The following is a 12,654-nucleotide window of genomic DNA, read 5'->3' on the forward strand; positions in this document are numbered from 1 at the left end:
TATCCTGTGACAAGATGACCGTCCGGCAAGGACGGCGCCGATAGAAGAGGGGCTAGATGGATCCGATTTCCAAATTCCTGGTCAGCTACAAGATCCCCATCGGCGCTTGGGGAAAGGCCTTCTTCACCTTCCTCACCGACAATTTCAACACCGTCCTCAGGGCCTTTTCCAACGGCCTCAATTTCCTGCTCGACGGGATGGTCGACGGACTTCTTCTGTTGCCGCCCGTCCTGCTCATCGCGCTGATCGCCTTGCTCGCCTATGTCCTGCAGCGTTCGAGGGGCCTGGCGCTCGCCGTCTTCCTCGGATTGCTGTTCATTCTCAACCAGAACCTGTGGAAGCAGACGGTGGAGACGCTGGTGCTGGTGGTTGCCGCCGCCGCCGCCTCGATGGCGATCGGCGTGCCGCTCGGCATCTGGGCGGCGCACAAGCCGAAGGTCTACCGCATCATGCTGCCGGTGCTCGACCTGATGCAGACGCTGCCGACCTTCGTCTACCTGATCCCGGTGCTGACCTTGTTCGGGCTCGGCAATGCGCCCGGCCTCATCGTCACCATCATCTTCGTCATCCCGACCTCGGTCCGTCTTACCCATCTCGGCGTCACCTCGGTGCCGAAGTCGATCATCGAAGCCGGCGAGGCCTTCGGCGCCACCAAGCGGCAACTGCTCTGGAAGGTTGAGTTGCCTTCGGCGCTGCCCACCATCATGGCCGGCTTGACCCAGTCGATCATGCTGTCGCTGTCGATGGTGGTGTTCGCGGCGCTTATCGGCGCTGGCGGCCTCGGCACCGAGATCAACCGGGCGCTCGGCTCGCGCCGGATCGACCTCGGACTTGAGGCCGGCCTCGCCATCGTCGTGCTGGCCATCGTGCTCGACCGGATGACCCGCATTGGCGTTGGAGGCAAGAAATGACCGTCGCCGTCGATTTCCGGAATGTCGATATCGTCTTCGGCAGCGACCAGGCCGGCTCGCTGGCGCTCATCGACAGCGGCGCGACGCGCGCCGAGATCCTCGAAAAGACCGGCAACGTGCTGGGCTGCGCCGGGGCAAGCCTCACCGTGCACGAGGGCGAGATTTCCGTGCTCATGGGCCTGTCCGGCTCCGGCAAGTCGACGCTGCTGCGCGCAGTCAACCGACTGAACGTCGTTTCGCGCGGCCAGGTCCTGGTCAAGGACGGCGACAAGACTGTCGATGTCGTGACTTGCGACGAGGCCACCCTTCGGCGGCTGCGGCAGAAGCAGGTCGCGATGGTATTCCAGCAGTTCGGCCTGCTGCCGTGGCGCACGGTGGAGGAGAATGTCGGCCTCGGCCTCGAGCTCGCCGGCGTGCCCGAAGCCGAGCGCAAGGAGCGCGTGCATCGCCAGCTCAAGCTGGTCAATCTCGACCAGTGGTCGAAGAAATATGCGCACGAGCTTTCCGGCGGCATGCAGCAGCGGGTTGGCCTCGCACGCGCGTTCGCCACCGAAGCGCCGATCCTGTTGATGGACGAGCCGTTCTCGGCGCTAGACCCGCTGATCCGGACCAAGCTGCAGGACGAGCTGCTGCAGCTTCAGGCCGAGCTGAAGAAGACCATTATCTTCGTCAGCCACGACCTCGAGGAGGCGCTGAAGATCGGCAGCCACATCACCATCATGGAAGGCGGGCGCATCGTGCAGACGGGCGCGCCGGAAGACATCGTGCTGCGCCCCGCCAACGACTATGTCCGCGACTTCATCGCCAATGTGAATCCGCTTTCGGTGCTGACCGCGTGGAACGTGATGCGCGACCGCCGCGATCTCGAACAGGGCAAGGATGGCTGGGTGTGGCTCGACCGGCGCCGGACGACGCGTTTCAAGATCGACGAGCACGGGCTGGTGGCGGCGGCCGAGCGTGACGGCAAGCCGGCGTTCTGGGTGTCGTGCGCCGATGTCGAGGCGCAGCCGGAGGAGACGGCGCAAGTGTTCTGGGCCAATCCCGGCACCCCGCTGAAGACCGTGATGCTGGCCATGCATCGCTCGCAGACAGCGCCCGTGGCGCTGTTCGACGACCAGTCGCGCTTCGTCGGCGCCATCGGCGTCAGGGATGTGCTGAGCGCAGTTTTGCGGCGGTAGCTGTTTTCTCCCGGGGAGAGAAAGAACCAACTGCCGCATTCCGTCGCGCCCCCTCTGCCGCACCTACGCCGCCAGCGGCAATTTCAGCTCCGTCAGCAAGCCGCCGCCGGGGTGATTGGACAGGCTGATCTCGCCGCCGGCGCTGCGGGCGATGTTGCGGGCGATGGTCAGGCCAAGACCGAGGCCGCCGGTCTGGCGGTTGCGTGACTGTTCCAGGCGCACGAACGAGCCGAACACCGCGTCGAGCTCGGCCTGCGGTATGCCCGGCCCCTCGTCGCGGATGGCCAGCGTGATAGTCTTTCCGGATAGATGCAGGCTGAGATGGGCCTTCTTGCCGTAGGTCACGGCGTTCTGGACGAGGTTGGTGACGCAACGCCTGAGCGCGACCGGCCGCGCAAGGCAGATCAGGCCGCGTGACCGCGTATCGTCATTGTCGAACGAGATCTCTTCGTAGTCGTCGGCGACCGATTCCACGAGCGACCAGAAATCGATCCGTTCGCTTTTCTCCTCGGTCACCTCGAAGGTGGCGAAGTCGATGACCGAGCTGGCAATCTCCTCGATGTCGGCGAGATCGTGCGCCAGCGCGGCGCGAACAGCCGATTTCCTGAGCAGTTCGAGCCGCAGCCGCATTCTTGTCAGCGGGGTGCGCAGGTCGTGGGCGAGTGCTGCCGCAAGATGTTCGCGATCCTCGACATAGTCACGCAGCCTGGCCTGCATAGCATTGACCGCCTTTGCCGCGGTGCGGATCTCGCGGCTGCCGGTCTCGGCGATAGGCGGGCTCTTCAGGTCGTTGCCGATCCGTTTCACCGCGGTTTCCATCATCCGGTAGGGCGCGGTCAGCCGGCGCAGCGACCATATCGACATGGCCACCACCAGTCCGGCGATCAAGGCATAGAGCGGCAGGCTGTCGAAGCTCAATATGGGTCCCACCGGCGTGTTCGGCTCGGTGAAGTTCAGCCATTGGCCGTCGGCGAAGCGGAGCGACGCTGTCAGCTTGTCGCTCTGGGCGAAGTCGGCGGCCAGCACCAGGAGGTCGCGCTCGACCTCGCCGACATCACGACCCTCGATCGCGCCCCCATCGTCGGCTTCCCGTGTCGCCTGGTCGCGCCGGACCCGTGCATCGGTAATGCCGAATTTCGACAGCCGCCCGACCAGTATGTCCTCCAGTTCGGCCAGTTCGTCGTCGCCCGCTATCGACGACGCGACGGCGGGCGTGTCGGAAACGGTAAGCGCGTAGTTCGCGTTGGACAGGCCGGATGCAGTGGCCTTGCGCGCTTCGGGCGGGGCGGCATGCATCAACTGCACCAGCGAGAAGGCGCGATCATTGAGCCTGTAGAGATCGACCACGTCGTTGGCGGCGGCACGGTCGCGCGAGACGATGTAAAGCGTGGTGATCTGGCTGATCAGCAGGCCGGCGATGACGATGAGCAGCACCCAGACTGGCAGGGTCTGCGGCAGGATGCGTCTCATTCGGAGGTCGTCTCGGGCAGGAACTGATAGCCGCCACTGCGCACGGTCAGGATCAGTTTCGGCGTTTTCGGGTCGTCCTCCATCTTGCGCCGCAGCCGGCTGACCAAAATGTCGACGCTGCGGTCGAAGCTGTAGCCGCTGTCGCCGCCCGACAGTTCGATGAGCTGGTCGCGGCTCAGCACGCGCTGCGCGCTCTTGACGAAGGTCTGCAGCAGGTTGAACTCCGCCATGGTCAGCTCGACCCTGATATCGCCCGGCGCCATCAGCCGGTGGCGCGAACAGTCCATCGTCCAGCCGGCGAAATGGTAGATCTGCCGAGAGCTGGGCCGCCGTGGCTCGGCGGCGCCGTTGCGCCTCAGCACGGCGCGGATCCGCGCCAGCAGTTCGCGCGGATCGAAGGGTTTCGGCACATAGTCGTCGGCGCCCATCTCCAGCCCGACCACCCGGTCGGTCGTCTCGGTGACCGCGGTCAGCATGATGATCGGCGTAGCATAGTTGGCGCGAAGATCGCGGCAAAGCTCCAGCCCGCTCTTTCCCGGCAGCATGACGTCCAGAACGACAAGGTCCACCTGCGCGCGGCGTAGGATAGCTTCCATCTCGGTACCGTCGGCGGCCACCGACGTGTGCAGCCCCCGTTTCCGGAAGAATTCCTGAAGCAGGTCGCGAATGCCCTTGTCGTCGTCGACGATCAGTATGTGTGCGTCGGATTTCACTGGAAGCCCCGCCGTCATTGGTGGCCGAAACCGTCGTTCGGTCATCACCCACACGATAGAATTCAGGCCATATGTTGGCCGGTGACGGCAAGCGGCCCCGAACGGGCTGCTCGGAAACAATCCAGAAACAAAATTCTACAGTTCGGAAAAACTCCCGAAAAAAATCAAGGGCATAAGGGGTGCCGTGGCGGTCAGGTTATCGACTGCGGCACGCGTTACGGAATTACGGACAAACCGATGCAAAGGTTCTCGATCAGCTTGATGGGTGTGTTGCTAGGCATCTCGCTTATCACCGCCGCGGTCGAACAATCCTATGCAAAGGTGGCCGACGCAAAGCTCGCCGATACAAAGGCGGCGATCACCCGGAGCGAGCGTTGCAGCAACCTGAGCCGTCAGTTTGACGAAGCCCTCGAAACCCATGCCGCGGCAACGCAGGTCACCGCGGCGAAGGCACTTCAAAGAAAGGGCAACCGGTTCTGCGCCAACAAGAAACAGGCACAGGGCATCCGGATGCTCGCCAACGCTTTGAAGCTGCTTGGAGTGACACCGAACGACCCGGTTCAGTGACCCTCAACCCGATCTGCAAGCAAAAGGAAACGAAGCCATGAAAAAGTCCCTGCTCTCTGCTCTCGGTCTCGCCATCGCGCTTGCCTTCTCGATGCCGGTTCTCGGCGTCGGCAGCGCCAATGCCGCAGGCACGACCGCGGCGGCGACGACTGCGACGACCGCTGCGCCTGCCAAGATCGTCAAGAAGGTCGCCGCCAAGAAGACCGTCAAGAAGCACAAGAAGCACGCAATCAAGGCAGCTCCGAAGGCCTGATCCAGCGACATCTCTTGCCTGCTAAAAAGACCGCTCCAGTTGCGATGCGCCTGGGGCGGTCTTCTTTTCGTTACAGATGGGCGGCGTCTGCGGCCGAGCCATCGAAATCCCTGCCGGGCTTCGCTGCGCCAAGCCGTTGAACGGCGGCCGGCAGTTCCCACATAGGCACGGACTTGTGAACGGCCGCGCCCGCCGAAAGGCGGTTTGTGCGCGGCTCAAAATAGACGACCGCTTTCCTCCATGTCAGAATAAGGCGAAGTTATCGCTCGCAATTGCCGGTTCCGATGCCTGAGATTGTCACCAAACCCCGCACCAAAACGCAGCCGAAGATCGAACGGCCGAAGCTCTACAAGGTCATCCTGCTGAATGATGACTTCACGCCGCGCGAATTCGTGGTGACGGTGCTCAAGGGCGAATTCAAGCTGAGCGAAGACCAGGCGCGGCGGGTGATGATCACCGCGCACCAGCGCGGCGTCTGCGTCGTCGCCGTCTTCACCAGGGACGTCGCTGAGACCAAGGCGACACGGGCGACCGATGCCGCCAAGGCCAAAGGCTATCCGCTGATGTTCACGACGGAGCCGGAGGAGTAGCGCAGCGTTTTATCCTTCTCCCCTTGTTGTGGGAGAAGGATAAACCGCCGCGCTACCGTCCCTCGCGGTACCACATCGAGCCCAATGCCAGAAGCAGCAGGCCGAGGCCGAGGAAGCCGCCGAACAGCGGCACGCGCGAGACGGCCTTCAGCACGCTGTCATCTGTGGTGCGCAGGCCGATCCAGTCGTTGCCGGTCGCCGCGCCCGAGGCGCGGACCGGGACGACCGAGGGCAGCGTCACGCCGCCTGTGAGGTTGCCGAGGGCTGAGGATGGCGCCAGCCGGCGCACGCTGCCGCCGGTGGCCTCGGCCGGCGCTTTCAGCCGGTTCTCGGTGGAAATGACGTCGGTGAATTCCGGTGCATTGACCGGGCCGACATGGGCAAGCGCCTTCAGATCGCCATTGCCGACCTGGTAAAGGCCGATCTCGTTGGTCTCGATACTGCCCAGGAAGACGCCGGGCTCGGCTCTTTCCAGCTTGACGGTCAGCGCCTTGCCGGACGGGGTGATGATTTGGGCCGGGCCGGGGTCGTCGCTCATCGTCTGGCGGCGGATTTCCAGCATCATGCCGCGGCCGTCGGCGGTCAGCCGCTCTTCCTCGAGTTCGGGCTCCTTCATCAGCCAGTGGGCGATGCGGCGATAGAGCTGGACATGCGGGCCGCCGCCTTCGAAGCCGCGCGCCCACAACCAGCCCTGGTCGGACAGGAACATGCCGACGCGGCCTTCCCCCTTGCGGTCGAGCAGGAGCAGCGGGCGATCGTCCGCCCCTTTCATCACCGCCTCGCCCTCGGGGTTCTCGACGCCGATGGTGCGGAACCAGCGGCTCCAGTGCGGCGGCTCGGTGGCGGAGCCGTCGAGCCCGCGCGTCACCGGATGGCGCTGGCCGAGCTCGGTAAGGCGCGGATAGAAGGCCTTGTCGACGACTTCGCCGGTCGGCATCGCAGGCAGCGCCGACATCAAAGGTGTGCGGGCGATGGAACTTTCGCCGGCATATTCGGGCCCCGCCGCGATCAGCAGCGCGCCGCCCTTTTCGACATATTCGGCGATGTAGTCGTAATAGAGGATCGGCAGCACGTCGCGGTGCTGGTAGCGGTCGAAGATGATCAGGTCGAAATCCTTGATCTTTTCGACGAACAGTTCGCGCGTTGGGAAGGCGATCAGCGACAATTCGTTGATCGGCGTGCCGTCCTGCTTTTCCGGCGGCCGCAGAATGGTGAAGTGGACCAGATCGACCGAGGCGTCGGATTTCAGCAAATTGCGCCAGGTGCGTTCGCCGGCATGCGGCTCGCCGGAGACCAGCAGCACGCGCAAATTCTCACGGATGCCGTCGATCAGCGCGATGGCGCGATTGTTGGTGTCGGTGAGTTCGTCGGGCTCTGGATCGATGGCGAGTTCGACGATGTTGCGGCCGGCACCGGGAATGGTCACTTGCAGCGGCATGGCCTGGCCGATGGTGGCCTGCTCGACCGATACCTGCTCGCCATTGACCGACACGCGCACATCGACCGAGCCGGCCTCATTGTTGGTGCCGATGACGCGATAGGTCATTTCGAGCGGCTTGCCGACCAGACCGAAGCGCGGCGCATTCTCGAAGCGGATGCGGCGATCCTTTTCCTGGTCGTTGCCGGTGATCAGCGCGTGCAGCGGGGCGTTGAAGTCGGGAGTGCTGGCCGGCGCATCATGCACCTCGCCATCGGTGATCATGATGGCGCCGCCGATGCGCGACGGCGGTACGTCGCGGAAAGCGCCTTCGAGCGCGCTGAAAAGCCGCGTTTCGGTGCGCTCCTCGGCGGCTTCCGACTTGCCGGCCTCGACGACGCGGACGTCGAACTGCTTGAAGCGGGCGAGGCGCTGCTGAAGCCCGGCCAGCGCCTCGTCCGTCTGCTTGGTGCGCTCGCCGATGTCCTGGCTCTGGCTGCGGTCGACGACGACGGCGACAACGCTTTTCAGCGCCTCGCGCTCCTCGTCGAGAACAACAGGGTTGAGCAGGGCCGCACCCAGCGCGAGCAGGGCGGCGAAACGGAAGACCGCGCCGCGCTGGCGAAGCCACAGGCCGGCTAGTGCCAGCAGCAACAGCGGCGCCAGCACCAAGCCAAGCAGTGGCCAGGAGATGAGCGGTTCGAAGGCGAGCGACCAGTTCATGGCTTACTGCCCCAGCCGTTCGAGCAGCACCGGCACGTGCACCTGATCGGATTTGTAGTTGCCGGTCAGCATGTACATCATGATGTTGACGCCGGCGCGCAGCGCATAAATGCGCTGCATCGGATCCGACGGCACGGTCGGCAAAAGCGGATCGCCATTCTCGTCGACCGCCCAGGCGCCGGCGAAATCATTGGCGGTGATCATGATCGGCGAGACGCCGTCGCCGGTGCGCACCGGACGGTTCTCGGTGTTGCTGGCTTCGAGCGACGCCGCGACCCAGAGCGGGCTGCCGGCAAAGCGTCCGGGAAACTCAGGCAGGATGTAGAAGGATTTGGTCAGCACATGGTCCGACGGCACCGGTTCCAGCGGCGGCACGTTGAGATTGCCGAGGATGTCGCGCAACCGCTCCGTCGCCGGGCTGGCCGAATCCGCGCCGATGCCGGTGGCGAACTCGTCGCGCGTGTCGAACAGCACCGTGCCGCCCTGCTGCATATAGGCGTCGACGCGGGCGATCGCGGCCTGGCTCGGCATCGGTGCGGCAGGGTCGATCGGCCAGTAGATCAGCGGATAGAAGGATAGCTGGTCCTTAGAGATATCGACGCTGGCCGGCGCCCCCGGCTCGAGCGCGGTTTTCTCGATCAGGAAGCGGGTCAGGCCCTCCAGCCCGGCTTGGCTGATCGAATCGACGCTCCGCTCGCCGGTCTGCACATAGGCGATCCGGGTCTTGGAAATGTCCTCGATCGCCCGCTCGTCGCCGGGTTTGGCATCGTCGGCGGGCGCGATGTCGGTGTGGCCGACCAGGGCGCCGAGCGCAATCATCAGCGCGGCGGTGGTTGCGGCAGCAGTGCGGGCGCGGCGCGGCCGGCGCGAGAACAGGCCGCCCATCCAAAATACGGCCAGCGTGTCGAGCACCATCAGCAAAAGGGCTGCCGCCACCAGCGGGCCCTTCAAATTCTGCGATTCGTCGAAAGCGTACTGGATGGTGGTAACCGGCACGGTGATCTGAGGACGGACCAGCGGTGCGAAGCTGCTTTCGGCATTGAGCAGATTGTGGGCGAAGACGCCGGTTTCGGAGCCGTACAAGCCGGGCGGGTTCTCGAACGTCACCGGCAGCGGGCCGGCACCCGGCACCAGCGGCCGCGCATCCGGCGTCGGCGGCACCAGCGCGCCGTCGGCTGATATCATGCGGTAGGGCGCCAGCGAGGAGGCCGCGGCCTCGGCATTGGCGACCGCAGCACCCTGGTTGCGCGACAATTGCACGATGCGGCGCAGCATCTCGACGAAGCTGCCGGAGATCGGCAGGTTCGACCAAGTTGCCTCCGGCGTGACATGGAACAGGACGAGCGTGCCCTTGCCCTTCTTCATCCCGGTCACCAGCGGCGTGCCGTCGGCAAGCGTCGCCCAGGTGCGCTCGACGATATCTGGCGTCGGTTCGGCCAGCACCTGCCTGGTGACGGTGACCTCGGCGGGCGGAGCGAGGTCGGCGAAGGGGCCGGTCTTCGGGAAATCGGTGACCGGCTGCGGCGTCGTCCACGACAGCGCGCCACCGAGCGAGCGCTCGCCGGTGCGCAGCCTGACCGGCAGCAGGTCGTCATCATTGCCGGCGGCGACCAGCCGCGAGCCGGCGAACCGCACCAGTGTGCCGCCATTGTCGACCCAGTCGACCAGCCTTTGCCGCACCTGCTCAGGAATGGTGCCGATATCGGCCATCACGATCATCGCCGGCTTCTGGTCGAGCAGTTGCGGGATGGCGTCGGCAAGGTCGGCGCTCGACGGCTCAGCCAGATCGGCGAAGGGCTGCAGCGCGCGTCTGATATAGTAGAGCGGCGACAGAAGCGGCTGCGCCTGGTCGGCCTCGGCCTGCGACAGCAGCCCGACGCGGCGGCGCTTGGAACTCTCGTCGAGCACGCGGACGGCGCCGGCCTGCCGCTGGCCGTCGAGCGTAATCGAGGCGAAATCGTTGCGCAGTTCGAACGGCACCGCCATCGTGCCGGTGGCGGCGGATTCGCCCGGCGAGAAGGTCAGCGTGGCGTCGGCGATGCGGCGGCCCTTATCGTCGAAAGCGCCGGCCGTCACCTGAGCCGGCGCCGGATCGCCCGGTGCACGGATGGCGGTCAGCTCGAAGCCGTCCACCTGATTGTCGGCGCCGGTCAGGCCGATCAAGTCAGGCCGGTCGGAGACAGCCCAGACGACACGGGCGGCGTTCTTCGACAAAAGCGTGTTGAAGGCGGCCTCGTCGCCTTCCTGGGCCAGACCGTCGGCGAGCACGGCGACGCTGGCGCCCGGCAAGCTCTCCAGGGTTGCCGCGACGCGGGCGTAGACGGCAGGGCGGTCGGTCGGGATCGGCCGCGGCTTTGCCGCGCGCAGCCGGTCGAGCGCGGTGGCGGCATCGAAAGGGCCGATCTCGGCATTCGGCTTTTCGGCGGTGAAGGCGATGATAACAGGCACCTCGTTGGAGCTGGCATCGGCGATCAGCCGTTCGGCCGTGGCGACGCGCTGGCCCCAGTCGGCGGCACTTGCCCAGTCATTATCGATCACCAGCGCAAGGGCGGCGCCTTCGGCCGGCAGTTTTTCACGCGGGTTGAACACAGGTTCGGCCAGTGCTGCAACGATAAGGGCCGCCATCAGCAGCCTGAGCAGCGTCAGCCACCATGGGCTTTGTTGCGGCGTCTCCTCGCGCTTCAGCACGCGAGCCAGGATCTTCAGTGGCGGGAAGACCTCGGTCTGCGGCTTGGGCGGGGTGAACCGCAAAAGCCACCAGATCACCGGCAATGCCAGAAGGCCCCACAGCACCATCGGCGCCCCGAAAGAGAGCGGCAGCCAGCTCATGCGCGGATCCTCCCGGCGGAGCTGCCATCGACGGTCATCGCCATATGGACGCGCACCAGCGCTTCGGAGGCGAGACGGTCGGTATGGTTGACCGTGAAGCTCCAGCCGAGCCGCTTGCACCAGTCGGTCAGCTCCTGGCGACGGGCGGTGTAAAGCAGGCGGTATTCATCGCCCAGCGTTTCGGCCCGGCCGGCGGTCAGCTTGTCGCCGGTCTCGGGATCGGTGAATTCGGTGCGGCCGGCATAGGGAAATCTCTCCTCGGCCGGGTCGGCGACCTCAATCAGGTGGGCACGCACACCGTGGCGGGCGAGCACGTCGAGCCAAGCGATCGTGTCCTCGACCGGATCGAGGAAATCGCTGACGATGACGATGTCGCAGAAGCGGCGGATGGCGGACAGGTCGGGCTTAGCCGGCAATTCGCCGGCATGGGTGAGTTGCGCCGCGATACGTTCGGCGCCGTTGCGGGCGGTGAACGGATCGGTCAGTCCGGGCCAGGCGATGCGCTCGCCGCTGCGTGACAGAAGCTCGGCCATGGCCAGCGCCAGCACCAGCGCACGAGATTCCTTCGAGACGGTGGCTCCGGTCGATTTGTAGAGCATCGAGGGCGAGGGATCGGCCCACAGCCACACCGTATGGGCGGCCTCCCATTCACGGTCGCGCACATAAATGTGATCGTCGCGGGCCGAGCGGCGCCAGTCGATGCGCGAGGAATCGCCTTCGACATAGGGTCGGAACTGCCAGAAATTCTCGCCGATGCCGCGCTTGCGGCGGCCGTGCCAGCCGGCGATCACCGTGTTGACGATGCGGCGCGCCTCGACGAGCAGGTCAGGCACCAGCGACGCCCGCAACCGGCCGCGGGCGAGCGCGTCACGCGTCGCTGCCGGTGCCTGGGCCTCGCCAATACGCGCCATCAGATGCCTTTTGCCAGTTTCGCCACCACGTCGCGCACGGTCGTGCCCTCGGCACGGGCGGCAAAGGTCAGCGCCATGCGGTGCTGCAGCACCGGCTCGGCCAGCGCTCTGATATCGTCGACCGACGGCGCCAGCCGTCCGTCGTAGAGGGCGCGGGCGCGGGCGCACAGCGTCAGCGCCTGACTGGCACGCGGGCCTGGGCCCCAGGCTACGTGCTTGTCGGTCTCGGCATTGCCCTGGCCGGGGCGCGCCGAGCGCACCAGCTGGAGGATCGCCTCGACGACGCTTTCCGGCACCGGCATGCGGCGGATCAAGGTCTGGATCTCCTTCAGCCGCGCCGGCTGCAGCACGTTCTGCGCCTTGGCGTCCTCAATGCCGGTGGTTTCCAGAAGAATGCGGCGCTCCGCCTCGATTTCGGGATAAAGGATGTCGACCTGCATCAGGAAGCGGTCGAGCTGCGCCTCGGGCAGCGGATAGGTACCTTCCTGCTCCAGGGGATTCTGCGTCGCCAGCACATGGAAGGGCGCCGGCAGGTCGTGGCGAGCGCCGGCGATGGTGACGTGGTATTCCTGCATCGACTGCAGCAGCGCCGACTGAGTGCGCGGCGAGGCGCGGTTGATCTCGTCGGCCATCAGCAGCTGCGCGAAGATCGGCCCGGAGATGAAGCGGAAGGAACGCTTGCCGAATTCATCCTGCTCCATCACCTCGGAGCCAAGAATGTCGGACGGCATCAGGTCGGGCGTGAACTGGATGCGGCGGGAATCGAGGCCGAGCACGATGCCCAGTGTCTCGACCAGCTTGGTCTTGGCGAGGCCGGGCACGCCGACGAGCAGAGCATGGCCACCGGCCAGCAGCGCCACCAGCGTGCGTTCGACGACGCTTTCCTGGCCGAAGATGACGCGGCCGACGCCGTCGCGAACCCTGGAAATGTCGGCCAGCGCCGTCTCGGCCTGGGCGATCATGTCCTTTTCGCTGATCGGGCTTTCCTTGATCATCACGCTCATGCAGCATCGATCCTTCTCGTTGGAAATACCGGCTTGCACCCTCGACGCCGCAGAATGCCGCGATTCGGCCTCGCATGGCGCCTGTCTT

11 protein-coding genes are annotated in these 12,654 nt (G+C 65.5%); 5 read left to right on the forward strand and 6 right to left on the reverse strand.

The genetic code is table 11. The features are described from left to right. Positions 1 to 56: 56 nt before the first annotated feature. Complete coding sequence (gene choW / locus AC0L26_RS00805; RefSeq protein ID WP_473630821.1) at positions 57 to 911, forward strand: choline ABC transporter permease subunit; 855 nt, start codon at positions 57 to 59, stop codon at positions 909 to 911. Then, complete coding sequence (gene choV, locus AC0L26_RS00810) at positions 908 to 2,089, forward strand: choline ABC transporter ATP-binding protein (protein ID WP_473630822.1); 1,182 nt, start codon at positions 908 to 910, stop codon at positions 2,087 to 2,089. The genes choW and choV overlap by 4 nt, the downstream gene beginning before the upstream one ends. Positions 2,090 to 2,152: 63 nt before the next feature. Here the strand turns inward: choV and AC0L26_RS00815 are convergent, their stop codons facing one another. Next, complete coding sequence (locus AC0L26_RS00815) at positions 2,153 to 3,559, reverse strand: ATP-binding protein (protein WP_473630823.1); 1,407 nt, start codon at positions 3,557 to 3,559, stop codon at positions 2,153 to 2,155. Continuing rightward, on the reverse strand, positions 3,556 to 4,272 hold the full coding sequence (locus tag AC0L26_RS00820; protein WP_473630824.1) for a response regulator: 717 nt from the start codon (positions 4,270 to 4,272) through the stop codon (positions 3,556 to 3,558). Before AC0L26_RS00820 ends, AC0L26_RS00815 begins: the two co-directional genes overlap by 4 nt. A 237-nt stretch (positions 4,273 to 4,509) precedes the next feature. Between AC0L26_RS00820 and AC0L26_RS00825 the strand changes: the two genes are divergently transcribed. The 3 genes from AC0L26_RS00825 (at position 4,510) to clpS (ending at position 5,682) form a co-directional block, all read left to right on the forward strand. Further along, on the forward strand, positions 4,510 to 4,839 hold the full coding sequence (locus AC0L26_RS00825; protein WP_473630825.1) for a hypothetical protein: 330 nt from the start codon (positions 4,510 to 4,512) through the stop codon (positions 4,837 to 4,839). A 37-nt stretch (positions 4,840 to 4,876) separates the two neighbouring features. Beyond that, positions 4,877 to 5,092, forward strand: coding sequence for a hypothetical protein (locus AC0L26_RS00830; RefSeq protein ID WP_473630826.1), 216 nt, complete (start codon positions 4,877 to 4,879; stop codon positions 5,090 to 5,092). A 284-nt stretch (positions 5,093 to 5,376) separates the two neighbouring features. Continuing rightward, a complete protein-coding gene (clpS, locus tag AC0L26_RS00835) occupies positions 5,377 to 5,682 on the forward strand; it encodes an ATP-dependent Clp protease adapter ClpS (RefSeq protein ID WP_354493199.1) in 306 nt (101 codons plus the stop codon). A gap of 52 nt (positions 5,683 to 5,734) precedes the next feature. Here clpS and AC0L26_RS00840 read toward each other — a convergent pair whose 3' ends face one another. From AC0L26_RS00840 to AC0L26_RS00855, 4 genes are read right to left on the reverse strand one after another with little or no spacing between them, the layout of a single operon-like run. Then, a complete protein-coding gene (locus tag AC0L26_RS00840; protein WP_473630827.1) occupies positions 5,735 to 7,822 on the reverse strand; it encodes a hypothetical protein in 2,088 nt (695 codons plus the stop codon). A 3-nt stretch (positions 7,823 to 7,825) separates the two neighbouring features. Continuing rightward, entirely contained in the window at positions 7,826 to 10,651 is a 2,826-nt protein-coding gene (locus AC0L26_RS00845; RefSeq protein ID WP_473630828.1) for a DUF4159 domain-containing protein, read from the reverse strand. After that, the gene (locus AC0L26_RS00850; protein WP_473630829.1) at positions 10,648 to 11,562 is read right to left on the reverse strand and encodes a DUF58 domain-containing protein; all 915 of its coding nucleotides are present in this window, start codon (positions 11,560 to 11,562) and stop codon (positions 10,648 to 10,650) included. The genes AC0L26_RS00845 and AC0L26_RS00850 overlap by 4 nt, the downstream gene beginning before the upstream one ends. Further along, complete coding sequence (locus AC0L26_RS00855; RefSeq protein WP_352933427.1) at positions 11,562 to 12,566, reverse strand: AAA family ATPase; 1,005 nt, start codon at positions 12,564 to 12,566, stop codon at positions 11,562 to 11,564. The genes AC0L26_RS00850 and AC0L26_RS00855 overlap by 1 nt, the downstream gene beginning before the upstream one ends. Positions 12,567 to 12,654: the final 88 nt, after the last annotated feature.

Source organism: Mesorhizobium sp. WSM4823, from assembly GCF_055811195.1.